Annotated in this window: 17 protein-coding genes; 9 read left to right on the top strand and 8 right to left on the bottom strand. The window is 56.9% G+C overall.

The features are described 5' to 3' along the window. Positions 1 to 34 precede the first annotated feature (34 nt). Positions 35 to 1,138: an efflux RND transporter periplasmic adaptor subunit gene (locus J0X19_RS01210; protein ID WP_206980058.1), complete on the top strand. Its 1,104-nt coding sequence runs from the start codon at positions 35 to 37 to the stop codon at positions 1,136 to 1,138. A gap of 220 nt (positions 1,139 to 1,358) precedes the next feature. Continuing rightward, positions 1,359 to 4,523: an efflux RND transporter permease subunit gene (locus J0X19_RS01205; RefSeq protein ID WP_206980057.1), complete on the top strand. Its 3,165-nt coding sequence runs from the start codon at positions 1,359 to 1,361 to the stop codon at positions 4,521 to 4,523. Positions 4,524 to 4,657: 134 nt separating this feature from the next. On the opposite strand, the gene J0X19_RS01200 is transcribed toward J0X19_RS01205, so the two are convergent. Continuing rightward, complete coding sequence (locus J0X19_RS01200) at positions 4,658 to 5,530, bottom strand: alpha/beta hydrolase (protein WP_206980056.1); 873 nt, start codon at positions 5,528 to 5,530, stop codon at positions 4,658 to 4,660. 710 nt (positions 5,531 to 6,240) lie between these two features. Between J0X19_RS01200 and J0X19_RS01195 the strand changes: the two genes are divergently transcribed. Next, positions 6,241 to 8,154 (top strand): ATP-binding protein, encoded by a 1,914-nt coding sequence (locus J0X19_RS01195; RefSeq protein ID WP_206980055.1) that lies wholly within the window; start codon positions 6,241 to 6,243, stop codon positions 8,152 to 8,154. 36 nt (positions 8,155 to 8,190) lie between these two features. Here J0X19_RS01195 and J0X19_RS01190 read toward each other — a convergent pair whose 3' ends face one another. Further along, on the bottom strand, positions 8,191 to 9,549 hold the full coding sequence (locus J0X19_RS01190) for a M20/M25/M40 family metallo-hydrolase (protein WP_206980054.1): 1,359 nt from the start codon (positions 9,547 to 9,549) through the stop codon (positions 8,191 to 8,193). An 87-nt stretch (positions 9,550 to 9,636) separates the two neighbouring features. Here J0X19_RS01190 and J0X19_RS01185 point away from each other — a divergent pair, with 87 nt between their 5' ends. Further along, positions 9,637 to 10,101, top strand: a complete 465-nt coding sequence (locus tag J0X19_RS01185; protein ID WP_206980053.1) for an META domain-containing protein — start codon at positions 9,637 to 9,639, stop codon at positions 10,099 to 10,101. A 139-nt stretch (positions 10,102 to 10,240) separates the two neighbouring features. Here J0X19_RS01185 and J0X19_RS01180 read toward each other — a convergent pair whose 3' ends face one another. Together J0X19_RS01180 and J0X19_RS01175 are read right to left on the bottom strand one after the other, a co-directional pair. After that, positions 10,241 to 10,972 (bottom strand): hypothetical protein, encoded by a 732-nt coding sequence (locus J0X19_RS01180; protein WP_206980052.1) that lies wholly within the window; start codon positions 10,970 to 10,972, stop codon positions 10,241 to 10,243. Between the two features lie 108 nt (positions 10,973 to 11,080). Beyond that, positions 11,081 to 14,530 carry a pyruvate carboxylase gene (locus J0X19_RS01175; protein WP_206980051.1) on the bottom strand — a complete coding sequence of 1,150 codons (3,450 nt, stop codon included), beginning with the start codon at positions 14,528 to 14,530 and terminating at the stop codon, positions 11,081 to 11,083. Between the two features lie 273 nt (positions 14,531 to 14,803). Between J0X19_RS01175 and J0X19_RS01170 the strand changes: the two genes are divergently transcribed. The 5 genes from J0X19_RS01170 to J0X19_RS01150 all read left to right on the top strand — a co-directional run bounded on the left by J0X19_RS01170 (position 14,804) and on the right by J0X19_RS01150 (position 20,179). After that, a complete protein-coding gene (locus tag J0X19_RS01170; protein ID WP_206980050.1) occupies positions 14,804 to 15,517 on the top strand; it encodes an SDR family NAD(P)-dependent oxidoreductase in 714 nt (237 codons plus the stop codon). A 125-nt stretch (positions 15,518 to 15,642) separates the two neighbouring features. Beyond that, complete coding sequence (locus tag J0X19_RS01165; RefSeq protein WP_206980049.1) at positions 15,643 to 16,965, top strand: cryptochrome/photolyase family protein; 1,323 nt, start codon at positions 15,643 to 15,645, stop codon at positions 16,963 to 16,965. Positions 16,966 to 17,058: 93 nt separating this feature from the next. Further along, on the top strand, positions 17,059 to 17,742 hold the full coding sequence (locus J0X19_RS01160; protein ID WP_206980048.1) for a TetR/AcrR family transcriptional regulator: 684 nt from the start codon (positions 17,059 to 17,061) through the stop codon (positions 17,740 to 17,742). Positions 17,743 to 17,877: 135 nt separating this feature from the next. Then, positions 17,878 to 19,194, top strand: a complete 1,317-nt coding sequence (locus J0X19_RS01155) for an ABC1 kinase family protein (RefSeq protein ID WP_206980047.1) — start codon at positions 17,878 to 17,880, stop codon at positions 19,192 to 19,194. A 121-nt stretch (positions 19,195 to 19,315) separates the two neighbouring features. Continuing rightward, positions 19,316 to 20,179 (top strand): dienelactone hydrolase family protein, encoded by an 864-nt coding sequence (locus J0X19_RS01150; protein ID WP_206980046.1) that lies wholly within the window; start codon positions 19,316 to 19,318, stop codon positions 20,177 to 20,179. A 244-nt stretch (positions 20,180 to 20,423) separates the two neighbouring features. Here J0X19_RS01150 and J0X19_RS01145 read toward each other — a convergent pair whose 3' ends face one another. The 4 genes from J0X19_RS01145 to J0X19_RS01130 all read right to left on the bottom strand — a co-directional run bounded on the left by J0X19_RS01145 (position 20,424) and on the right by J0X19_RS01130 (position 24,468). Then, positions 20,424 to 21,188 carry a phenylalanine 4-monooxygenase gene (locus J0X19_RS01145; RefSeq protein ID WP_206980045.1) on the bottom strand — a complete coding sequence of 255 codons (765 nt, stop codon included), beginning with the start codon at positions 21,186 to 21,188 and terminating at the stop codon, positions 20,424 to 20,426. A gap of 394 nt (positions 21,189 to 21,582) precedes the next feature. After that, positions 21,583 to 22,632 carry a DoxX family protein gene (locus tag J0X19_RS01140; protein ID WP_206980044.1) on the bottom strand — a complete coding sequence of 350 codons (1,050 nt, stop codon included), beginning with the start codon at positions 22,630 to 22,632 and terminating at the stop codon, positions 21,583 to 21,585. Positions 22,633 to 22,680: 48 nt separating this feature from the next. Beyond that, complete coding sequence (locus J0X19_RS01135) at positions 22,681 to 23,067, bottom strand: hypothetical protein (RefSeq protein ID WP_206980043.1); 387 nt, start codon at positions 23,065 to 23,067, stop codon at positions 22,681 to 22,683. Positions 23,068 to 23,160: 93 nt separating this feature from the next. Beyond that, a complete protein-coding gene (locus J0X19_RS01130) occupies positions 23,161 to 24,468 on the bottom strand; it encodes a helix-turn-helix domain-containing protein (RefSeq protein WP_206980042.1) in 1,308 nt (435 codons plus the stop codon). Positions 24,469 to 24,581 lie beyond the last annotated feature (113 nt).

Raw genomic sequence — 24,581 nt, 5'->3', positions numbered from 1 at the left:
GCACCAAGCACTACCAACTAAGCACTAAAATAAGATGAAACGCTTTGCCACCCTGGCCACCTCGTTGGCCCTTCCGCTTGCCCTGGGACTGGCGAGCTGCTCGAAATCCGAAGAAACGAACGCACCGCAGAAGGCCGAAGCCGGCTTCTCGATGTCGGATCAGATGCTGCGGGAACTGAAGATTGACACCGTGCGCCGGGAGCCGGTGCGCGACGAGCTAAGCCTCTCGGGCCAGATTGCCACCGACGGCGACAAAACCGTGAAAGTGTACCCGCTCGTGGGCGGCGTGGTCGAGCAGCTTTCGGTGGAGCTGGGCGACCATGTAACCAAGGGCCAGGTGCTGGCCGTCATCAAGAGCGGCGAAATTGCCGACCTCCAGAACCAGAGCAGCACCGCCGGCACCGACCTCGACATTGCCCGCAAAAACCTCTCGGTGCTGGAAGACCAGTATAAGGCCGGCCTGGCCTCGGAGCGCGACGTAAGCCTGGCCCGCCAGGAGCTGCGCAAGGCCCAGAGCAACGTGGGCAAAAGCCGCAAACAGTTGGGCGTGTACGGCGTGTCGGCTGACGGCACTTACACGCTGCGGGCTCCCATTTCGGGCTTCATCACCGAAAAGAACGTGACCGACCACATGCAGTTCAACGCCGACAACGTGGGCAACCTGTTCACGGTAAGCAACCTCGACGACGTGTGGATTATGGCCAACGTGTTCGAGTCGGACATCAGCAAGGTGAAGGAAGGCTACGCCGCCGACGTGACGACCCTCTCCTACCCCGACAAGCACTTCACCGGCCGCATCGATAAGGTGTTCAACGTGCTGGACCCCGATTCCAAGGTGATGAAAGTGCGCGTGAAGCTCAACAACCCCGGCTACCTGCTCAAGCCCGAAATGTACGCCCAGGTGAAGGTGCTCAACACCGAAAACCAGCAGATGCTGGCCGTGCCCGCCCAGTGCGTGGTCTTCGACAAGGACCGCAACTTCGTGATGGTGTTCAAGGACCGGCACCACGTGGAAACCCGCGAGGTCAAAATCGCCAAAACCGTCGGCGACGTGAGCTACGTGCAAACCGGCCTTAAAAACGGGGAGCACATCATCGCCCAAAACCAGCTCCTGGTCTACGACGAGCTGAATGACTAATAGAACGTCATGCAGAGGCGCAGCCGAAGCATCTCGCCCGAAGCTAACTGTCATGCTGAGCTTGTCGAAGCATCTCTACCGCTTCGTTGCAATGCTTAGTGAGTAGCCAGAGGTACTTCGAAAAGCTCAGCATGACAGTGCCTTCTACAAACGTCAGCACGCGAGACGCTTCGGCTACGCCTCTGCATGACATCCAATATCAAGTCAGCACCGACTTACCATGAACAAATTCATCCAGGGCATTATTGCCTTTTCGCTCAAAAACCGGGGGTTCGTATTCCTGATGACGTTTGCCGTCGTGGTGGCCGGGGTTATCAGCTACCGGAACACGCCAATTGAGGCCTTCCCGGACGTTACGAACACCGAAATTACCATCATCACGCAATGGCCCGGCCGCTCGGCCGAGGAGATTGAGAAGTTCGTGACGGCGCCCATCGAAATTGCGCTGAACCCGGTGCAGAAGAAAACCAGCATCCGCAGCACCACCCTGTTTGGTCTGTCGGTGGTGAAGGTGATTTTTGATGATGGTGTGGACGATGCCTTTGCCCGCGTGCAGGTGAACAACCTGCTCAGCCAGGCTGACCTGCCCGAAGGCGCCGACCCCGACGTGCAGCCGCCCTACGGCCCCACCGGCGAAATCTTCCGCTACACCCTGCAAAGCAAGGAAAAGACCACCCGCGAGTTGAAAACCTTGCAGGATTGGGTGGTGGAGCGCAACCTGAAAGCCGTGCCCGGCGTGGCCGACGTGAACAGCTTCGGCGGCGAGGTGAAGGACTACGAAATTTCGGTGAACCCCGGCAAGCTCCAGGACCTCGGCCTCACGCCCCTCGACCTCTACAACGCCATCCAGCGCAGCAACATCAACGTGGGCGGCGACGTGATAAACGAGGGCCAGCAGAACTACGTGGTGCGCGGCATCGGCCTGCTCAACAACATCAACGACATCAACAACACGGTCATCAAGAACGTGAACGGGGCGCCCATTCTGGTGAAGGACGTGGCTATTGTGCACGAGTCGGCGCTGCCACGGCTGGGCCGGGTGGGCCGCGGCCTGAACGACGACGTGCTGGAAGGCATTGTGGTGATGCGCAAGGGCGAAAACCCCTCCGAAGTCATTGCCCGCCTCAAAGACAAAGTGGCCGACCTCAACGACAAGATTCTGCCTTCGGACGTGAAAATCAAAACCTTCTACGACCGGCAGCAGCTCATCGACTTCTCCACCGAAACCGTGATTCACAACCTGCTGGAAGGCATTGTGTTGGTGACGGTGATTGTGTTCGTGTTCATGGCCGACTGGCGCACGACGGTGGTGGTGAGCGTGATTATCCCGCTGGCCTTGCTGTTTGCCTTCATTTGCTTGCGGCTCAAGGGCATGTCGGCCAACCTGCTGAGTATGGGTGCCATCGACTTCGGGATTATTATTGATGGGGCCGTGGTGATGGTGGAAGGGCTCTTTGTGGCCCTCGACCACAAGGCCCACAAAATGGGCATGGAGCGGTTCAACAAAGTTGCCAAGCTCGGCCTCATCAAGAAAACCGGCCGCGACATGGGCAAGGCTATTTTCTTCTCCAAGGCCATCATTATCACGGCGTTGCTGCCCATCTTCTCTTTCGAGAAAGTGGAAGGCAAGGTGTTCAGTCCGCTGGCCTGGACGCTGGGTTTTGCTCTGCTCGGTGCGCTCATCTTCACGCTCACGCTGGTGCCGGTGCTCACCTCTATTCTGCTCAAGAAGAACGTGGTGGAGAAGGACAACTTCTTCGTGCGCGGCATCAATAAGGGCGCGCAGCGGTTCTTTTCCTTCACCTACGCCCGCAAAACCGCCAGCTTGCTGGTTGCCACCGTGGCCGTGGTGCTGGGCATGGGCGCCTTCCACTTCCTGGGTTCCGAGTTCCTGCCCGAGCTGAACGAAGGCTCCATCTACGTGCGGGCCCAGCTGCCGCTGAGCATTTCGCTGGATGAATCGAACAAGCTCTGCAACGAGATGCGCCGGGTGTTCCTGAGCTTCCCCGAAGTAGGCGACGTGGTGAGCCAGACCGGCCGCCCCAACGACGGCACCGACCCCACCGGCTTCTACAACAACGAGTTTCTGGTGCAGCTCAAGCACACGCCCGAGGTGGAGGCCGAAATGAAGCACAAAGACAAGCGCGAAGCCCTGATTGAGCACATGAAGGAGAAGCTGAACCGCTTCCCTGGCGTGGATTTCAACTTCTCCCAGCCCATCACCGACAACGTGGAGGAAGCCGCTTCGGGCGTGAAAGGCTCCATTGCGGTGAAAATCTACGGCACCGACCTCAAGCTGATGGAGGAAAAAGGCCGCCAGGTGTACGGCATCCTCAGGAACATCAAGGGCATTGATGATTTGGGCGTGTTGCGCAATATCGGCCAGCCCGAGCTGCACGTGGACCTGGATGAGCAGCGCATGGCCCAATACGGCGTAAGCAAAGCCGACGCCAACGCGGTGCTGGAAATGGCCGTGGGCGGCAAGCAGGCCTCGCAGATGTACGAGGGCGAGCGGAAATTCCCCATCCGGGTGCGCTATCAGGAACAGTTCCGCCAGACGCCCCAGGAAATTGCGGCCCTCATGGTGCCCACCCAAAACGGTACTACCATTCCCCTCTCCGAAATTGCCACCATCGGCGACGTAAACGGCCCCTCCCTCATCTACCGCGACGATAATCAGCGCTTCGCCGCCGTGAAGTTCAGCATCCGCGGCCGCGACATGGGCAGCACGATTGAGGAGGCCCAGAAAAAGGTAAACGCCGTGGTAAGCCTGCCCAAAGGCTACACCATGAAGTGGACCGGTGACTTCGAAAACCAGCGCCGTGCCACCCAGCGCCTCACGCAGGTAGTCCCCGTGTCACTGGGGCTGATTTTCTTCATCCTGTTCATTTTGTTCGGTAACCTCAAGGACGCCGGACTAGTGCTGCTGAACGTGCCGTTTGCCATCATCGGCGGCATTGCGGCCCTGCTCCTCACGCACACCAACTTCAGCATTTCGGCCGGCATCGGGTTCATTGCCCTGTTCGGTATCTGCATCCAGAACGGCGTAATTCTGATATCGGTGTTCAAGCAGAACATGGTGCGCAAGATGAGCCTCGACAGCAGCATCCACGACGGCGTAACCAGCCGGGTCCGCCCCGTGGTGATGACGGCCCTCATGGCTACCATCGGCCTGCTGCCCGCCGCCCTCAGCACTGGCATTGGCTCCGAAACCTCTAAGCCACTGGCTATTGTGGTAATTGGTGGCCTCATCACCGGCACCATTCTCACCCTGTTTATCTTCCCCCTGATTTTCGAAAAAGCCTACCGCGCCGAGCACACTCACTACGGCGACGACCCAGCGCTGCACGCCGAGCGGCATGAGCAGGCGGTGCTAGTGCATTAACCACAAAGCAAAAGGCCCGGTCAATGACCGGGCCTTTTGCTTTGTGGTTGTCATTCCGAGCGGAGCGAGGAATCTGGGTTACCATCAGTAGATAACCCAGATTCCTCGCTCCGCTCGGAATGACAGACGTCTGCTTATTTCACCGCTACCCCACCCTTTTCCAACACCTGCTGAAAGAACTGCACGTGGTAAGGCAGCGCGTTTTGCCAGTACTCCCACGTGTGGGCGCCGGGCCGTTCGGTGTAGTCGTGGGGCGTGTGGTTGTAGATAAGGCGGCGGTGCACTTCGCGGTTGATTTCGATGAGGAAGTCATCCACGCCGCAGTCGATGATGAGGGGCAGGCCGTTGGTGTAGAGCTTATCGGTCATACCAACCACCGAGTTGGCGTCGTACAGGTTGGGGTGTGGGCCTTCGGGTCCCAGAATAGGTTCGAACAGAGCACGGCGGTTCTTGTCCTCTTCGGGGTTTAGGCGGCGGTTGGAAACTGAAATATCCAGGGCGCCGCTCATGCTACCGGCCGCCGCAAACAGCTCCGGGTGCCGCCCCGAGAGGTACAAAGCCCCATGCCCGCCCATTGAGAGGCCTGAAATAACCCGGCCTTCCTTGCGGGCTACGGTGCGGTAGGTCTGGTCTATTTTCTCGATAACTTCCTTGGTAATGTACGTTTCAAACTGGCTGGCCTTGTTTACCGGCGAATCGAGATAGAAGCTAAACGTCTCGCCTTCAGGCATAACGATAATGAGATTGTACTGGTCGGCGAGGCGGTGGATGAGGGTTTTATCGGGCGTGCTACGGCTCCAGTCGGCGAAGTGGCCGTAAGCGCCATGCAGCAGATACAACACTGGGTAGCGGGCTTTCTTGTTTTTGATGTAGCTGGCCGGCACTGCTACCGCCGCCTTGTACGTGCGCTGCATGGCCGCGCTAGGAATAGCCAGGGTATCGACTTTGGCCGCAAACGCTACGGTGGAATTTAGCAGCAGCAAGAGCAGAAAACGGAATAAGTTCATAGGAGCAGCAGTGAAAAGGAGCAGATGCAGCTAAGATACACCTCTGGCAGTACCAGAACGCTCTCTTATTTAGCACTGTGTTCCTGCTACTACTACTCACCAGGCCCAAATTCAAGCACCTGTATTGCCAGCTTACGCTGTACCATATGCCAATTTGTTGGCGTTCATTCCGCCAAGCATATAGTTGAATAATTACGTGTTGCGAATCAAAAATCAACAGGAATAATTTTCACTATTGTTTCTTGCAAAAGGAATGTTTATGCTCAGAATAATGAGTCGACCCTTATGTAATCATTCCTATTTCTTACTTCAAGCATAGCTACAATTATAAGATGTGGAGTGTCTTGCCTGACACGACTCTGTATGGTTATAATTGATTTTTGATGAAAAAATAACTTGATAACCCATTTTTCAACTACCAGTATCCAAAGTGCCATTATCCTATAATAAGCTAAAATATACTTTGCTCATGATCATCAGTTAATTATTATAATTATTTCAATTTAACATAACTATTATAATATAAGTGATTTTACGTAAAGCTTCAATTGTATAGACTTATATGTAGATTTGAGTGAAAGTCAGTAAGTAGGGTTTGATAAGCTATTGTGAAAACATTTTTACTCATTTGGGTTCTGTGCGGCTTAGTAATTTCAAGTACTGTAGGGCAAAGCGCTGACCCTGCGGTTATTGATAGCCTACAAAAGCGGTTGGCTCGTACCTCTTCCAGTGACACCTTGCGCGTATCGTTGCTGGGGGCCTTATGCTGGAATTTGAGCCGCTCGAATTTGCCGCAGGCGCGCCGCTACGCCGAACAAGGAATTACGCTTGCCCGCCGGCTTCATTACCCAGCCGGAGAAGCACTTTGTATCAACAATTTGGGCACCTGCCTCGCACTGGCAGGCAGTGCCGATGAAGCCCTGAGCAAGCACATGGCTGCTCTGCGGATTTTCCAGTCGCTGAATGACCATAAGTCGATGGCGCATGCCTACAATGGCATTGCCAATTGCCACAACCTGCACCAGAATTTCTCTACGGCGGCCACGTTCTACCAAAAGGCACTGCACCTAGCCGAAAAGCGCCACGACGCGGCAGACCAAGCCCTGTTTCTGAGCAACCTTGCCGATCTGGCTTCCAAACAAAACCAGCCCGCCCACGCCAACACGTACATTCGGCGGGCATTACGCCTTTACACCTCCCTCGATAATCTTCCCGGCCAAGCCAACAGCCTCTTCACCCTTGGCACGGTCCAGTCTCAGCAGCAGCTACCCGATTCTGCCCAGGAAAACCTACTGGACGCGCTGCTCCTCTACCGGGTTTTAGGTGACGAATACGGTCTTTCCGGTGCATACACAACGCTGTCGGAGGTTATGGTAGCTCAGAAAAGCTTGCTTCCTGGCTTAGAAGCGGCCCAACTTGGTATGCGCTACGCCAAGCACGTTGGCTCGTCGGAGCGCACTCAGAATGCTTATCAGCAGCTTGCCGCTACTTACGCAATGCTGGGCGAATACAAGCAGGCCTACGCTATGCAGCAACGCTTTCAGCAACTGCGCGACAGTTTGGTAACGGATGTAAACACTCGCGCCATGGCCGCGCTGCAAAGCCGGTTCAACACTCAAGACCAGGAAAACCGCATCCGGCTGCTTACGCACCGCCAAAACGTGACGCAGCTCCACGCCGACCGGGACGCGGACCGAGTGCGGCTGTTGGCGGTGGCCGTGGGCGGTTTGCTGTTGCTGATAGTGGTTGGTGGTGTACTATACGGCCAACTATTGCGGGGCCGCAAAGAACTAGCGGCGCAACACCAACTGGTAGCCGACAAGAACGTGGCCTTGGAAAGCGCCGCGCAGCAACTACACCAACTAGCAGACTCCAAGGCGCGCCTCTACGCCATCATTGCGCACGACCTCCGCGGACCGGTTATGGCCTTTACCGGCGTCACAGAGCTGATTCAGTTCTACCAACGCACCAACGACCAAGAAGGCTTACGCCACTTGCCGGAGTTGGTGCGAGAATCGGCCCAAAGCCTCAATGGCCTGCTCGATAACCTGCTGAACTGGGCCGTAAGTGAAACCGGTGAGCTGAGCTGCCACCCCGAACGGGTATCTGTTCGGGAATTGCTTTCGGAGTGCTACGAGTTGTTTCAAACCACCGCGCACTCCAACCAAATCAGCTTGCAATACGAGGCACCGTCGCACCTGGCCCTGTACGCCGACCCCAACATGGTGCGCACTATTTTGCGCAACCTTGTAAGCAACGCCCTCAAGTTCACCCCGAACGGGGGTACCATCCGGTTGCAGGCCACCCCGGATACCACCGACCCAACCCAAATCTGTATTTCGGTGACGGACACTGGCCCGGGTATGCCCGTCGACAAACTGAAGCAGGTGTTGCAGCCAGAAGCCGGGCAGCTACGCGCCACCGATTCGGGCCGTCCTACCCAAGGCACCGGCCTGGGTTTGCAGCTGTGCCGAACATTTGCCGAGTGCCACGGCGGCACGCTAGGTATGGGCGCCGGGCCGGAAGGGGGAGCCATGGTTTGGGTGACGCTGCCAGCCGCCGGACAGTCGATAATGGTTGCCACCCCGCCCAACGCCGGTTTTCAATCCCCGTCCGCAGCTTAGTTTACCATAGCACTGCTTGCTTGCAGTCCTAAAAGCTTAAGGCTTCTGCTTAGCAGGTGTTTCGGGCGCAATACGAGTAGGTGTTTGCTGGCCCGATATGATGCCGCTAGCACTGCGGGCAATGGCCGTTATTACGGCCGTCATGTTGGGTAGATTCAGGCTTTCCACCTCGTCATCGACGGAATGATAGAGCTTGTCGGTCGGAATCTGGTCGGTGCTGATGCTATGCGCGGGCACTCCCAAACGGGCCAGGGTGGCGTTGTCGGAGCGGTAGAACAGGTTTTGGGCGGGGTACGGATCCGGCTCGAAGCGAAATGGCGTGTCTTTGAGATTCGCCTGAAGCAGCGGGCCAAAATCCGACCGCTCGAAGCCCGTAATAAATGCCGTGTTCGGTCCGAACTGAGCAAGCTTGCCAATCATTTCGATGTTGAACATGGCCACAATCTTGGCTGGATCGAGCTGTTTGGAAAAATACTGTGAGCCGAAACCGCCTATTTCTTCGGCGGTGAAAGCTACAAACACCAATGTGCGGGCGTTGTCGTTTTTCTTTTTGAAATACTCAGCTAGCGCCACCACGGCAGTAGTGCCGCTGGCGTCATCGTCGGCGCCATTGGCAATAGAGTCGCCGGCAATGGGGGGCAGCGCGCCAAGGTGGTCATAGTGCGCGGAAAAGACAACCTGCTCGGCTTTGCGGGCTGCATCTTTGCCGGGCAATACTCCTACTACGTTGCGTAGCGTGAGGGTGCGGGCCGTATTAGTAGCGGCCACTTTGAAAGGCACTTTGCTGGTAACCGAGCCCGCAGTCAGCACTACCACACTAGAGAAGGAACTACTGCTGGGCTCTTCCGTGCGCAAGCTACTGTGGCTAAGGCGGTCGGCCAGACGCTTGAATATGACGGTATGCGCGGTATCAAGCAGCACCAGTAGGTTCTCGCGTGGTCTAACAATGTCGCGCAGGTACTGCTGCGGGTTGTCTTGCGCTCCTATTACTACTACACGCGTTGCGGGCACATTGGCACTGGTCCAATTCAGGCTTGGCTGGGTGGAAAGCAGTAGCGCTTTGTCTTTGGCTACCGGCGTATTGTTAAGTGTTACCGAAAACGAAGTGACGCTCGACTCGTAGGCCGGGAACGTCTGCTCGTAGCTGGTTAGGCCTGGCATGGTTTTTAAGCCGATGCGCTTGAACTCGGCAGCCAGAAACTGAGCGGCTCGGTCGCCGCTGGGTTTACCAGTTGCTCGGCCCTGCATGTCGTCGGCAGCCAGCGCCCGCACTACCCGCCCCACCGTCACGGCCGAAACGCCAGGATCGGGGGCGGTGGTAGAAGGTTTGCGTTGAGCTTGAAGCTGAGATGCAACTAAAAAAACCAGTGAGAAGGAGAGGAATACAGTACGCATAACACAAAATAAACCTTTTACAGCCCGTTCAGTACATCTCGACAGTTGCCTCTTCGCATTTTTCCTTGAAATTTTTCCATTTCCATTATGCTTTTGTCTTTCCGCAACGCCCTTAGTTTGCTGCCGCTGCTGTTAGCGGCCTGCCAGACTACCGCTCCGGCTACCACAGAAACAGCCGCTCAAGCACCAACCACGCCAACCGCCCCACTACGCAATACCCGCTGGGTACTACGGACTCTGAACAGCCAGCCTGTGGCAGTGCCTGGTAGTGGAGAAGCATATCTGCTGTTGCGCACCGGCGAGCAACAAGCTGAAGGCAACGGCGGCTGCAACCGGTTTCGCGGCACGTTCGAGCAACCCGCAGAGGGGCAGCTGAAATTTGGGCCACTGATGTCCACCAAAATGGCCTGCCCCGACCTGCAAACTGAATCTGGCTTTATGAGTGCGCTCCAATCTGCGCGCACCTACCAAATCAGTGGCGACACGCTGCGGTTATTCGGTGACGCTATGGCGCAGCCTTCAGCTGTATTTCATGCCGTGTACTTGCGGTGAAACCCCAGCGTAACGAGTCGGCTAACTTATTGCCAGCTAGTTGCCAAGCTAAAATAAATAGCCCCACCTGAAGTGTCTGCTTGTTGCATCTGACACACCTCAGGTGGGGCTATTTGCTTGTTCCAGCTGCTGGCTGGTTCTATTTAGAATCAATAGCTTCAAGCACGGCCACCCACTCCGCGTCGGTTTTAGCTGTTTTAGCTGCTGCCGACTCTTTTAGTGCTTTAGCTAATCCGGGTGCTGCCGCCTGTAGAGCCTTATTATTCAGCTTAATAGGCATTACAGTGGCATCAGGTGAGCGTAGGTAGTACGTATTTTTATCTTCCAGTTCATCGTAGCGTACTTCGACATTGTAAGGCCCCGGGTTGGCTTTGCGCAGTACCTTATTGTAGTGCTTCAGCAATGAGTAACGGCCTTCGTGCAATACCTCGACGTAGCTGACCCGCTGCCTGGGTTCGGGGGCCTCCTCGAAACGACGAAAAACGCGTCTCTTTTTACCCTGCAAGCCAGTGTTAGGCTCTTCCAGTTCAAACCGAACGACGCGTTGATCGTCTAATTGCAGCGAATCATTCGGCCGGGTAATCGGGCGCATCAGCAGACGCCGGTTCAATACGTCGTATTTAAGTGGTATCGGCGCTAAAGGCACCTTGTTGGACAGCGTGATATAAGCAGGCAGCCAACGGTTATCAACGTATGGTGAGCCTATTACCCCTTCAGATCCACCCCGCGGAACTACAGTAGGCGAGCCTGCTACCAACGCATCAAGATTAGATTGAGCTGCCATACCCGTCTGAGAAATAGCGGGTTGCTGCCCATTTGCATTTCGCACCGACAGAACCAAAATAGCAACAGCAAGTGCGCGTAAAGTCATGATGTTGTTGAGTTTATTAGGCAGATAGTTGGTCAGGCGCCATTCAAAAGAGGGTACCCACCAAGCTATGCATACAAAATAGGCAGTAAAACTCTTCGTTACCAGTTTCTACCCCAGCGTGAGCACCAAATCGTCGGCGTTGACGAGGGTGCCTTCGGGTAGGTGCAGGCTTTGCACGGTGGTATCGTCGGGGGCGGTGATGGTGGTTTCCATCTTCATGGCTTCGATGATGAAAAGCGGCGCGTTGCGTTTCACGGCTTCGCCGTCCTTTACCAGCACTTTCGAGAGCAAGCCTTGCAGCGGCGCACCTACTTGCTTGGGGTTTACTTTATCGGCTTTCTGGTTCTGCACGCGCTTCACTTCCACGCTTTGGTCGCGCACTTCCACTTTGCGGGTCTGGCCGTTGAGGTTGAAGAAGATGGTGCGGTTGCCGTCCTCATTCACGGTGCCAATGGACTGCAAGCTTACAATGATGCTTTTGCCCCGGGCAATATCAATGATGGTTTCGTCGCCGGGTTGCAGGCCGTAGTAGAACACGGGGGTGGGCACAATGCCGGCCTCACCGTACTGCACCAGATGCGCCCAATACTGCTCGAACACCTTGGGGTAGAGCAGCCACGACAGCAAATCGGTGAACTTGGCGCTGGGGCCAAATTTCTCCTCGAATTTGCGCCACTCTGCATCGAAGTCGATGGGGGCCAGGTGCTCGTTGGGCCGGTCGGTGAAGGGCTGCTCGTCTTTGAGAATCAGCTTCTGTACCTCGGCAGGCCAGCCACCTTCGGGCTGCCCAATGTCGCCGCGGAACAGGTCCCGCACCGATTCGGGGAAGTTCAGGCTGGCGCCTTTGTCCAGCACGTCCTGCGTGGTGAGGTTGTTGGAAACCAGGAACAAGGCCATATCCCCCACCACTTTCGAGGACGGCGTTACTTTGGGAATGTCGCCGAACAGCAGATTCACATCGGCGAAGGTGTGCTTGATGGTTTCGAACTTATCGAGCAAGCCCAAAGAAGCCGCCTGGGGCCGCAGGTTACTGTACTGCCCGCCCGGAATTTCGTGCTGGAATACCTCGGAGTTGCCCGCTTTCAAACCCGACTCAAACGGGTAGTAGTACTCCCGCACCGTTTCCCAATAGTTGCTGAACTCGTTAAGCGAGGCTTGGTCGAACTCGCGGTGCCGGGGCTGGCCGCGCAGCATTTCCACCACGGAGTTGAAGTTGGGCTGCGAGGTAAGCCCCGACAAGCTACCCAACGCCACGTCAATTACGTCGACGCCAGCTTCCACCGCTTTCAAATAGGTAGCGGCCTGCAAGCTGCTCGTGTCGTGGGTGTGCAGATGAATGGGCAGACTGATGGTGTCGCGCAGAGCGGTAATCAGCTCGGTGGCGGCATAAGGCTTCAGCAGCCCGGCCATGTCCTTGATGCACAGGATGTGGGCACCGGCGTCTTCAATCTGCTTGGCCAGGCGCAGGTAATACTCCAGGTTGTATTTCTGGTTGCGCTTGGGGTCCAGAATGTCGCCGGTGTAGCAGATGCTGGCTTCGGCGAGCCGGTCGGTTTTGTTGCGCACAAAGTTGATGCACGATTCCATGCCCGGCATCCAGTTCAACGAATCGAAAATGCGGAACACGTCGATGCCGGTTTCGGCGGCCTGCTGCACAAACCGCTCGGTCAGGTTGTCGGGGTACGCCTTGTACCCCACCCCATTGGCCCCCCGAATCAGCATTTGCAGCAGGATATTTGGAATGGCGGCGCGCAGCTTGGCCAGCCGGGCCCAGGGGTCTTCGTGCAGAAAGCGCAAGGCCACGTCGAACGTTGCGCCGCCCCAGCACTCCAGCGAGAAGGTTTGGGGGTGCTGGTGGGCGTAGCGGGCCGCCACCTTCATCATATCCGAAGTCCGCATGCGGGTAGCCAGCAGGCTTTGGTGCGAGTCGCGCAGGGTGGTGTCGGTGTAATGAATCTGCTTGTCATCGCGCAGCCACTTGGCAAATCCCTCGGGGCCCAGCTCGGTGAGCTTGTCTTTGGTGCCGGGTTGCAGGGGCGCGTCGGGGTTGTAGTAGGGCAGGTCGGGCTTGCGCAGCTCCCGGTTCTTGTCCACTAGGCCTTTCACATCGGGGTTGCCGTTCACAATCACCTCCCCCAGGAAGTTGAGCACCTTGGTGGCGCGGTCTTGGCGGGTTTTGAATTTGAACAGCTCCGCGTGGTCTTTGATGAAGTCCACGTTGGCCTCCCCGCTTTTGAAAACCGGGTGCGCAATGATGTTTTGCAGGAACTGGATGTTGGTTTGCACCCCGCGCACCCGAAACTCGTCGAGGGTGCGGGCCATTTTGGTGGCCGCTTCCAACAACGTAGGCGCGTGGGTGGACACCTTCACCAGCAAGGAGTCAAAGAACGGCGACACTTTCACGCCGGTGTACACCGAGCCCTGGTCGAGGCGGATACCGAAGCCGCCGGCCGCCCGGTAGGCCGTGATGGTGCCGTAGTCGGGCTTGAAGTCGCTCGTTGGGTCTTCGGTGGTGATGCGGCACTGGATGGCGTAGCCGTTTTTGAGGGGCTTCACGTCGGGGCCCAGCCCAATTTCCGGGTCGGTGAGGCGCTTGCCGTCGGCAATGTGGAGCTGGGTTTTGATGAGGTCCACGCCGGTTATCATCTCCGTAACGGTGTGCTCCACCTGAATGCGCGGGTTCACCTCAATGAAGTAAATCCGGTCCTGCTCGGGATTCACCAGGAATTCCACGGTGCCCACGTTGTTGTATTTCACGGCTCGGCCCAGGCGCAGCGCGTACTCGTATAAGAGGTGGCGCATGTGGTCGGGCAGGTTCAGCGAGGGAGCTACTTCCACCACTTTCTGGTAGCGCCGCTGCACCGAACAGTCCCGCTCGTAGAGGTGCACCAGCCCGCCGTGGTTGTCGGCTACCAGCTGCACCTCAATGTGCTTGGGGCGCTCCACGTACTTCTCCAGAAACACGGTATCGTCGCCAAAGGCCTTGAGCGCCTCGTTGCGGGCCTCGAAAAAGCCCCGCTCCAGTTGCTCGTCGTCGCGGATGACGCGCATGCCGCGGCCGCCCCCGCCCGAAGCGGCTTTCAGCATCACGGGATACCCGATGCGGTGCGCTTCCTCCAGCGCAATGGGCAGGTCATTGAGGTCCTGCACACTGCTTTCGATAATGGGCACCTGACACTCCACGGCCACTTTTTTGGCGGCCACTTTGTCGCCCAGGGCGTCCATTACCTCGGGGCGGGGGCCGACGAAGATTATGTTGGACTCGGCACAACGGCGGGCCAGGGTGGCGTTTTCGCTCAGGAAGCCGTAGCCGGGGTGAATGGCATCTACGCCGTTTTCCTTGGCCACCCGAATCAGGCCTTCAATGTCCAAGTACGGCTTCAGCGGCTCGTCGTCGCGCCCGATTTGGTAGGCTTCGTCGGCTTTGTAGCGGTGCAGCGAGTATCGGTCTTCGTAGGTGTACACCGCTACTGTTGTAATGCCTAGCTCGGTGGCGGCACGCATGACACGAATGGCAATTTCACCTCGGTTGGCAACAAGCAGCTTGCGGATGTTCATTTTGGAAAGCAGTATGTGAATGGAAAAGAAATGCGCGTAGCAAGCTAGTAAAGAAGTTGATAAAGAATAGCGAAAATTCGCTATTCTTTATTTGGGCTTTCAATCCTTCACTAGTCGCGCCCAAAATATGGCAGGCACAGGTAGTACCATTTTCCGAAAATCAGGAATCTACGATTTCTAACCACTGAATTTTACGGTACCTACCCGCTGCCACGCGCAAACCTTACCCGCACCGTTGAGTTGTAAGGGCGTCTTTTCCTCCCAACTTTCCACATGGAATTCGCCAACAAAAACATCCTGCTCGTCGGGGCCTCCTCGGGTATCGGGCTGGCTACAACTCAGCTGCTGCAAAAGCTTAACTGCAACCTCTACACGGCTTCGCGCTACCTTTCGCCAGAGTTGGCTGAGCTGGGCACCACCTTCGTGGAGCTGGACGCCACCCAACCGATTGGCGCCGCCCTGGACGGGTTGCCCGACGAATTGCACGGCGTGGTATACTGCCCTGGCAGCATCAAGCTGCGGCCCTTCGAGCGGATTCCGGTGGATGATTTTCGGGCTGATTTCGAGCTGAACGTGTTGGGTGCCGTGCAGGTGCTGCAAGCCACCATGAAGCGCCTGAAAAAAGCCAATGGGGCCTCCGTAGTGCTGTTCAGCACGGTAGCCGCCGACACGGGCATGAGCTTCCACGCCAGCATTGCCACTGCCAAAGCGGCCCTAGAAGGCCTCACCCGCGCCCTGGCCGCCGAGTACGCCGCCAGCAACATCCGCGTGAATGCCGTGGCTCCGTCCCTGACCGATACGCCGCTGGCCGCCGCCCTGCTCAACACGCCCGAAAAAGCGGAAGCCGGGGCCAAACGCCACCCGTTGCAGCGCATCGGTCAGCCCCAGGACCTCGCCTATATGACCTCTTTCCTGCTCTCCGACCATAGCTCGTTTATCACCGGCCAGGTGATGCCGGTAGATGGCGGTATGGGCCGGTTGAAGTAATTTAGTGCCTAGTTGTTGGTGCCTGGTGCTTAGTAGTTGGTAGCTGGGTTGTTTCAACCTACGCAGCAATTCTGCACATTAGTGCATAAGCAACTATGCACCAAGCACCAACAACTAAGCACTACATGAAAATTACGCTCTTCTGGCACCGGCGCGACCTACGCATCCACGACAATGCCGGCCTGACGGCTGCTTTGCAAAGTGGCTTTCCGGTGGTGCCGCTTTTTATCTACGACCGGGAAATTCTGGATTTATTGCCCAGCCGCCAAGATGCGCGGGTGACCTTTATTTACGAAGAGGTGGAGCGAGTAGGGCGTAAAACGGCCCAGTCGGGGGGCCAGCTGCTGGCGTTCTACGGGCGGCCGCTGGAGGTGTTCCAGCAGCTGCTAACCACTTATGAAGTAGCCGCAGTATACACCAACGAAGACTACGAGCCCTACGCCACGGAGCGCGACACGGCCGTAGCCAACTTGTGCCAGCAGCACGGCGCCGAGTTTCACGCGCTGAAAGACCAGGTGATTTTCGCCAAAAACGAGTTGCTTGGAAAATCGGGCAAGCCGGCCAAGGTGTTTGGGGCCTACCGCAAAGCCTGGCTGGAAGCTGTGCGCGACGAGCAGCTTCAACCCTACCCTTCCGCCGCACTGTTCAGGCCCGAAACGCTGGCCAAGCTGCCCAATGCCCCGCGCCGGCCCACGCTGGCCGACATGGGGTTTCAGGAGTGCCACCAATTTGTGCCTGCTGCCGAACTGCCCGCCGAAGAACTGGTGCGCAACTACCACCTCACGCGCGACAAGCCCGGCCGGGTAGATAGCAGCACGCGCCGTTCGGTGCACCTGCGGTTCGGGACGCTGAGCGTGCGGGAACTGATGCTACAGGCCAAAACGCTGAACCCCAAGCTGCTGGCCGAGCTGATCTGGCGCGACTACTTCATGATGTTGCTCTGGCATTACCCCAACACCGCCACCGAAAGCTACGCGCCCCGCCTGCGCCACGTGCCGTACCGCAACAACGAAGACGAGTTCCGAGCCTGGTGCGAAGGCCGTACGGGCTATCCGCTGGTAGATGCGGGCATGCGGGAGCTAAACAAAACCGGCTACATGCCCAACCGCGCCCGCATTGCCACGGCGGGTTTTCTGGTAAAGCACTTGCTGATTGACTGGCGCTGGGGCGACCGGTATTTTTCCGACAAGCTCCTCGACTACGATATGAGCCAGAACGTGGGCAACTGGCAGTGGATGGCGGGTACCGGGGTAGTGGCCGCCCCGTGGTTCCGGGTGTATAGCCCCGAAAGCCAGCTCAAGCAGTACGACCCCGACTTAGCTTACGTGAAGAAATGGGTACCTGAGTACGGTACGAGCACCTACCCAGCGCCCATCGTAGACCACAAGTTTGCGCGCGAACGGGCCATCAGCACCTTACGGGCAGCCTTTCAAGCCGCGGCAGGATAAGCGGCGGACAGCAATACATAATTTTTGGCTCGGGGGCTACTCTACTGGCAGTAAGCTCAACTTATTGGCTGCTTGCGTGGTTATACCACTACTATGGAACAGCAACCTTCGCCCCAAGTAGCCCCCGAAACGGCCGCCTCTCCGAAAGCCCGAATCAAACAAGCCTACCTCGACTACGTGTTGAACAAAGGCCGCACGCCAGCTTCGGTGTACAAGCTTACCCAGAAGCTGGGTTTGCCCGAGCAGGAGTTCTACCTGCACTACGCCAACTTCGATGCCATTGACCGGGAGCTGTGGGCCGATTTTGGCCGCGAGGCGCGGGCCACGGCGGCCAAGGAGCCGGTGTGGGAGCAATACGGCGCCCGCGAAAAGCTTCTGGCTTTCTACTATACGCTCATCGAAATTCTGAAGCGCAACCGCAGCTACGCCCTCAATGCCCTGCGCCGCTCCCTCTCGCGCATGCCCGGCATCACGCCCCGCGTCCTCGACGATTTCCGGCAGGAGTTTGAAGACTTCGTGGATGAAATTCTGCGCGAAGGCCGCCGTACCGACGAAATAGCTACCCGCCAGCTTATTCAGGATGGTTACCCGCGCTTCTTCTGGCAGCAGCAGCTATTCGTGCTCGGCTTCTTCGCCAAAGACGACAGCATCAACTTCGAGCAGACTGATGCCGCCATCGAAAAAGCCGTAACGCTGAGCTTTGATTTGGTTGGCCGCAACACGCTGGATTCCGCCACCGATTTCGTGCGGTTCCTGCTGCACCGTCGGCGGCGCTAGCGCACCGCTTATTTTCAAGTTACCGTTGCCCGTCATGCTGAGCGCAGCCGAAGCATCTCTCCCGCCAAAGTAAATCACATACTAGCGCGGTAGAGACGCTTCGACGAGCTTAGCATGACTTGTTTATATTCCTCCATGTCCGAACTCACCGAAAGCAATGCCCTTTCCTCGCTGCCCACCACCAAAGTAGCGCGGGCGGCTCGTTTCGCGCGCACTGGCCTGAATGTGGGAGCCAACTACGTGAAGCACTACGCCAAGCGCGCCGTAGGCGCTGAAAGCACCACCGAGAATCTGCACGCAGCCAACGCAGCCGAGCTATACGGCACACTGAGCGAGATGAAAGGCTCGGTGCTGAAGGTAGCCCAGATGCTGGCTATGGAGAAAAACCTGCTGCCTACTGCCTACGCCGACCAGTTCGCCCAGGCCCAGTACCAGACGCCGCCGCTGTCGGGGCCGCTGGTGGTGAAGGCGTTCCGGGATGCGTTTGGCAAGTCGCCGTTTGAGGTGTTCGAGGAGTTCGACATCAACGCCCGGCAGGCGGCCAGCATCGGGCAGGTACATTTCGCGCGCAAAGAGGGTAAGGCGCTGGCTGTGAAGGTACAATACCCCGGTGTGGCCGACAGTATCCGCTCGGATATTCGGCTGGTGAAGCCTATTGCCTTGCGGGTGCTGGGGCTGGATGAAGCCACCGTGCGGCCGTATTTGCAGGAAGTGGAAACGCGGCTCATCGAGGAAACCGACTACGCCCTGGAACTACGGCGCGGCCAAGCCATTGCTGCGCAGTGCGCCGCGCTGCCCCATCTGGAATTTGCCACGTATTACCCGGCTTTGTCGTCGTCGCGCATCCTGAGCATGGACTGGCTGCCCGGCCAGCACCTCAAGGAGTTCTTGCTAACTGCCCCCGCCCAGGAAGTACGTAACCAGCTCGGGCAAGCCCTGTGGGACTTCTACATGTTCCAGCTCAACGAGTTGCGCATGGTCCACGCCGACCCGCACCCCGGCAACTTCCTGCTGCGCACCGAAGCCGGTGGCACAGTTGGCGTACTGGATTTCGGCTGCGTGAAGGAAATACCCGCCGATGTGCACCGCCTCTTCACCGACCTGCTCACCCCCGAAACCCTCGCCAACCGCACCCGCCTTACAGAGCTGCTCACCGAAGCCGGTATTCTGCGCCCCGAGGATGAAACTTCCCGGCAGGATTTCTACGTGAATACCATGCAGGCCTCGCTGGAATTGGTAGGCCGCCCGTTCCGGCAACCGGTGTTCGACTTCGGCGACCCTTCGTACATGCAGGCCCTCTACGCCCTCGGCGACGACCTGATGCAACAGCCCGAGTTGCGGCAACAACGGGAGCCGCGCGGTTCCGAGCACTTCATTTACCTGAACCGCACGTACGTGGGCCTCTACGCGTTGCTTACGGAACTGCGGGCCGTGGTGCGCACGGCTTCCTAATTGCGGTTGGCACCAAACTATTGCTTGGTTTGCCAGTTACTGACTCCCGGTTACCATCGACTTGTGTTACTACCGCAGTCAGGTAATCGGGCGTTTTGCTTTTACCCTTCTCTCCTTTCTCATGAAAAAACTCTGGACTCTTTGCGCGGCATTGCTAAGCGCTGTTACCGTGGCTTCGGCCCAAACGACCATGAGCTGCTGCGCCAAGCCAGCCGGCCCGAATGCCACGGAGGCTTTTGCCATGCTCGCCACCAACGAGGATTTCTCGGGTGGCCATGATGCGCCCTTGCCCTTTACGTACGCGGGTGAAGGACAAACTATTGAATTCAAAACCACCGATGGCAAAACCGGCAAAGGATTTGAAATCAAGAGTGCTACCAAATCCAACAAGTATCTGTTTGTGATTCACGAGTGGTGGGGCCTGAACGATTACATCAAGCAGGAAGCCGCCCAATTCGCCAAAGACCTCCCCGGCGTCAACGTTATTGCCCTCGACCTTTATGATGGCCAGGTAGCCACCACCCCCGACGAAGCCGGCAAGTACATGCAAGCCGTAAAAACCGACCGGGCGCAGGCCATTGTGAAAGGTGCCGTGCAATATGCTGGCCCGCAGGCCCAGGTGGCTAGTATTGGCTGGTGCTTTGGCGGCGGCTGGAGCTTGCAAACCGCACTACTGGCCGGCAAGCAGGCCGTGGGCTGCGTGATGTACTACGGCATGCCCGAAAAGGACGTAACCAAGCTCAAAACGCTTAATACCGATGTGTTAGGCATCTTTGCCACTCAAGACAAGTGGATCAACCCCGAAGTGGTAGCCCAGTTCCAGAAGGATATGGCCGCCGCCAAGAAGAAGGTTACCATCAAAAGCTACGATGCCGACCACGCCTTTGCCAACCCATCTAACCCCAAGTACAACAAAGCCTTCGGCGACGATGCGCACGCACTATCCGTGGCGTACCTGAAAAAGAATTTCAAGCTAAAAAGCTAAGCTTTCAACTTCCGTTGCAGCTTTTTTCCAGCAACAAAAACGCCCGTTGGCCTAAACCAACGGGCGTTTTTGTTGCTGCATTTGCTACGGCATACCCCTATACCGTAGCAGCAGACAGAGCAGAAGTCAAGCCAGCGGGCGGGTTACTGCACCCTCGACCTGCATGCAACATCAGTAATAGTATCCCCCCTCCTGCTGCCACACTTTCAGTTCAACAACGCCGCCCACCGGCTTGGCTCTGCTATTACTTGTTATTTCGTGGGATTTCAACCAGTTGCTTTCCCGGCTTTAGTTCATAGTCAGAGGCCAACAAAGCAGCTAGTTCGGCTACGCTGCCCGTGAGCTGCTCCCAATTAGGCAGCACGAAGTACTGCTCTTGTAGGTGTTCTTCACTGTAAGGCGTATCGAGCACCGTACCCAAATCGAAGGGGCGGCGGGTGCTGGCATCGGCAATGCAGTGGTGAATCTCGCCCGACGACGACAGCAAACCGGCGCCGTACATGCGGGTGCTGCCGTTTTCCTCTACCAGCCCGAACTGAACTGTGAAACCATACAGCCGTTCCAGCCGCTTCAAAGCCACTGCATCGTCGAGGTGCTGCGCTGCCACGTGCCCGAGGAAGTGCAGAAAATCGGCAAAGGCCTTGTCCATCAGCAGCGGCACGTGCCCGAATACGCCGTGAAACAGGTCGGGTTCCTCAATGAAGTCGAACTGCTCCATAGAGCGAATCCAGACGGTAGCGGGGAACTTGCGTTGCGCCAGCAGTCCGAAAAATTCGGCATCGTTAAGCATACCCGCTACGGGCTCCAGCTGCCAACCGGTGGCTTTGCGCAGCCGCTCACTGGTTTCCTCGAAGTTGGGAATGGCGTTGCGGTGGAACCCAATGCGCTGCAAACCGTCGGCGAAGGCCTGGCAGGCCCGCTTGTGGAGCAGAGCGGTTTGGCGGTCGAACAATACTTTCCAAACCAGCTGGTCTTGGGTGGTGTACCGGTCGTAGTGTTGCTGTAACATGGATAGTAGGAAGAAAAAAGCCCGGCTCCTTGTTGAAGGAGTCGGGCTTTATAAGGTTTCAGAGGATAAGTAGCATTTCGCTGTTAGCTCCCGTACCGGCAAAGTAGCCCGACTCCGTCCCGCGCGGGACGAATATTAAATAGGCAGACTTGCTTCATTAGCTGGTGCGACATCATGTTGGCAAATATATAGGTTTTAACAAACAAGCTGCATTTGGCGTACCTATATTTTTTACCCCTAAACCAAAATATTACACATTACATTCAACAGCAACCTATTCAAAAAGATGGTAGTTGCCATAAAATATCAGCCTTTTCCATATTACCCCCTATCAATTAGCAGGCTTCTGCAATTATTACTCTTTGTTGTAGCTATCTGAGTGGCTGTTTCGCTTCTATTGCTGTTTTTGTTGAAAGGCGTATGTATTCCGTGTGATAAAACCTTCATTATTATCGTATTTAACTTCCTTTACGATAGTAAACTGTCTTACCCCTAGCATAACGGTCTTTCTGATCAAGCAATCTTTGTTATCATCACGGCCTCGGCCTTCGAGCACCAGTTTCAGCTCTTGGTTAGGAAGTCGGGTTTTACGCACGATGCGCATTGGTATTCCGTCCCAGGTCACACTCAATCCATCGGCGGCTAGCTGCACTTTATCGTAGCCTTTCACTTGGCCGCCTTCGGGCTCCCGGTAAATAAAGTCCAGCACCAACTCCCGCGGTTTAGACTGCATTCCGTTCAGGGTAGTTACCAGCGAGACTTGCTTTTGAGTTTTGTAGTCGAGGTACGTTAGGGTGCCATCCCACTGCTGCACAACGGCTTGCAGCTCTGGCATAGTTACCTTGTTGGAAGCCGTTGGCGTTTGGGCAGCCACCGAACCACCCAGTACAACCAGGAGCATCGTTACCACCTGAACTGGTGCATGGCCCACCAACCGATTCAGGAAACGGGAACTACCACTGCCGCGCAACCACCAATAGTCCAGCGAGTACCGGCCACCACCAACTACTGTCACCAGCACGAACGCCCAGAAAAGCAACTGCTGATAATACATGCCCAAAACAGGCTCGGGGGCTTCGTACCATACAAAGGCAATAACCAGAAACTGCACGGCCAGTTGCAGGCTGGCCCAGCGCGTAAGCAGCCCCAGCGCCACCAATAGGCCGCCCGCAAACTCGCCCCAGGCGGCCAGCCACGCCCACATATATGGTGACGGATACGTAAACCCCAGGTTGGCAACCTGCTGCACAAACCAGTCGGGCGGACCTAACGGGGCAGAGCCAGTGGCTAGTTTAGCCGCTTCGTGCGTGGTGGTAAGGTTGACGAGCTTCGACCAGCCGGCCCCAATGGCAATGGACAGGCCGAGGTGCAAACGGAACAAAAGCCAGGCAGCATCTGCCAGATAAGACGGGAAGGGCTGGGCGGCAAACAATAGCTTTTTCATGACGGGCTGGATATAAACAGGTAAAAGAATACAGGTGGCAACCGCCATTTATTTCCGAGTATTCTCGGTGCTCATATTCAGGCCCGTCGGGCCGGTGATGCGCAGGTTGAGGTTGGCCTTGGTGCTAGTAGTGTTGCGCAGCACGGCCGCAGATCCAGCAGCAAAACGTAGCGTAGTTTTCTGCTTGGGCAGGAGCGTTCCTTTGTTGGTAACAGTGCCGTCAGCCGCTCGTTCCCGCACTTCCACTGCCGCCTGCCCCACGTTGCGGGCAGCCACCTGAAAAATGCCCGGCTGCCCACCGCCCAGCACAAACTGCTGGCCCGGCTCAATAAATAAATCAGAATAAACAGTCCCCCGGCTCGCACCAGTGAGCAAGAGCAAACCAGCCAAGAAAGCCACCGAGGCCTGAAAACGAACTACACCAGAAGTACGCATTGGAAGAAGGGGTTGGGTTGGTGAAACAATAACCCAAAGGAACCCTCCCCCCCTACCCCAAGCGCCCCGAATTACCTTCCGGGACGTGCCAAATTATGGTTTGAGCCCAGTTGCCACTTCGCTGGGGGTGGCTCCACGCAGTTTTTTGAACACCCGGTTGAACGTGGACTTCGAGTTGAACCCCGATTCCAGCGCTACGGCCAGCAAGGTGTACTGCTGGTACCGAGGGTCGCGGAGGAGGCGCTCGGCTTCGCGCACCCGGTACTCATTCACATAGTCGTTGAAGTTCTGCCCGAAGCCCGTATTGATAACCCGCGAGAGCACCGAAGTATTGGTGCCTACTTGGGCGGCCAGTTGCGGCAAAGTCAGCTCGGGGGCCAGGTACGGACGGTCGGTGTCCATGAGTTTGGTTAGCCGAGCAACCCAGCGGGCCAAATCCGGGTCGGCAGCATCGGTGGCGGATACCGGCTCAGGTATCAGCGCGGGGGAAGGGGCATCAACTGCGCCCTCGGCAACGGACGGCACGCCAGCTGTTTCAGGCGGCGGTACTTGCTGAGGCACTTGCGCTATGGTAACGGCTAGCGACTCTGCTGGGGCAGAAGCAGGCCAAAACTGAAGGGGAACGGCCAGCCGGTCGTTGGTGAGCAGGCCGGCAATGCTAAGAAAGTAAATGAGGATGCCGGTAGCCAGGAACTCGTACCACGCCTGGTAATAATTGAGTGGCAGCACGCTCACGTCCACCACCGAGAACAGGAAGGTAATACCCACCCCTAGCAGCATGGCCACCAGCAAGTTGCGCAGCCACACAAACCGAATCTGTTCGGTATCCGAGAAGTAGTTGTTGATGTAGCGGCGGTACTGCCAATATTCGCGTAGCGTCAGCCAGGCATACCACGCCACCGATACGGAGCCCACAACTTCCACCCAGAAGCTAAGCCCCTCCTGCATGGCTGCCAACTGCCCTTTCGTGCCGAAATGGTACGGATACGGCAACCCGCGCACACCATGCGCCCATACCACATCTACCCCCACCGCCACCAGCCGCCACGCCAGATACAGTAGTGCCGGCAAAAAATGCAGCAAATGGCGGCCACTAAATTGGAATTCCTGGTTGGTTAGGCTGCGGAAATAGAAGTACAGCGCGGGGCCTAGCGCCAGCCAGTTGCTGAACGGAAAATAGAACATGAACGTCGACAGCGCATTGTGCGCGTCGTACCAGCCCGCAAACCCCAGCATCCATTGCGCCAGCCGCACCGTGTGCAGCAGCAACAGCAACGCCAGCCACCCATCGGCCGTGGAACCGTGCCGCCGGCCGCGCGTCAGTAGCACCACGCTCACCACTATTCCTTGCAGGAAAAATGGCAGCAGCAGGCTACTGTATGCGCTAAAGGTGAAAGTCATGGTTCGTTTTTCGTTGTTGGTTTTTCGTTGTTCGGCTTTGGTATTCAGCCATAAAACAAGGACCGTTGGTACGCGGAGTATTGCCCACGAATAACGAAAAACCAACAACGAAA

It is taken from the genome of Hymenobacter telluris, assembly GCF_017313265.1.
Lineage (GTDB): Bacteria > Bacteroidota > Bacteroidia > Cytophagales > Hymenobacteraceae > Hymenobacter > Hymenobacter telluris.
This window is presented reverse-complemented; position numbering and strand designations above follow the sequence as displayed.

Excerpts from the sequence above, each read along its gene's own strand:
- J0X19_RS01210 (WP_206980058.1), top strand. The coding sequence starts at position 35 with ATGAAACGCTTTGCCACCCTGGCCACCTCGTTGGCCCTTCCGCTTGCC.
- J0X19_RS01205 (WP_206980057.1), top strand. The coding sequence starts at position 1,359 with ATGAACAAATTCATCCAGGGCATTATTGCCTTTTCGCTCAAAAACCGG.
- J0X19_RS01200 (WP_206980056.1), bottom strand. The coding sequence starts at position 5,530 with ATGAACTTATTCCGTTTTCTGCTCTTGCTGCTGCTAAATTCCACCGTA.
- J0X19_RS01190 (WP_206980054.1), bottom strand. The coding sequence starts at position 9,549 with ATGCGTACTGTATTCCTCTCCTTCTCACTGGTTTTTTTAGTTGCATCT.
- J0X19_RS01185 (WP_206980053.1), top strand. The coding sequence starts at position 9,637 with ATGCTTTTGTCTTTCCGCAACGCCCTTAGTTTGCTGCCGCTGCTGTTA.
- J0X19_RS01180 (WP_206980052.1), bottom strand. The coding sequence starts at position 10,972 with ATGACTTTACGCGCACTTGCTGTTGCTATTTTGGTTCTGTCGGTGCGA.
- J0X19_RS01175 (WP_206980051.1), bottom strand. The coding sequence starts at position 14,530 with ATGAACATCCGCAAGCTGCTTGTTGCCAACCGAGGTGAAATTGCCATT.
- J0X19_RS01170 (WP_206980050.1), top strand. The coding sequence starts at position 14,804 with ATGGAATTCGCCAACAAAAACATCCTGCTCGTCGGGGCCTCCTCGGGT.
- J0X19_RS01165 (WP_206980049.1), top strand. The coding sequence starts at position 15,643 with ATGAAAATTACGCTCTTCTGGCACCGGCGCGACCTACGCATCCACGAC.
- J0X19_RS01160 (WP_206980048.1), top strand. The coding sequence starts at position 17,059 with ATGGAACAGCAACCTTCGCCCCAAGTAGCCCCCGAAACGGCCGCCTCT.
- J0X19_RS01155 (WP_206980047.1), top strand. The coding sequence starts at position 17,878 with ATGTCCGAACTCACCGAAAGCAATGCCCTTTCCTCGCTGCCCACCACC.
- J0X19_RS01150 (WP_206980046.1), top strand. The coding sequence starts at position 19,316 with ATGAAAAAACTCTGGACTCTTTGCGCGGCATTGCTAAGCGCTGTTACC.
- J0X19_RS01145 (WP_206980045.1), bottom strand. The coding sequence starts at position 21,188 with ATGTTACAGCAACACTACGACCGGTACACCACCCAAGACCAGCTGGTT.
- J0X19_RS01140 (WP_206980044.1), bottom strand. The coding sequence starts at position 22,632 with ATGAAAAAGCTATTGTTTGCCGCCCAGCCCTTCCCGTCTTATCTGGCA.
- J0X19_RS01135 (WP_206980043.1), bottom strand. The coding sequence starts at position 23,067 with ATGCGTACTTCTGGTGTAGTTCGTTTTCAGGCCTCGGTGGCTTTCTTG.
- J0X19_RS01130 (WP_206980042.1), bottom strand. The coding sequence starts at position 24,468 with ATGACTTTCACCTTTAGCGCATACAGTAGCCTGCTGCTGCCATTTTTC.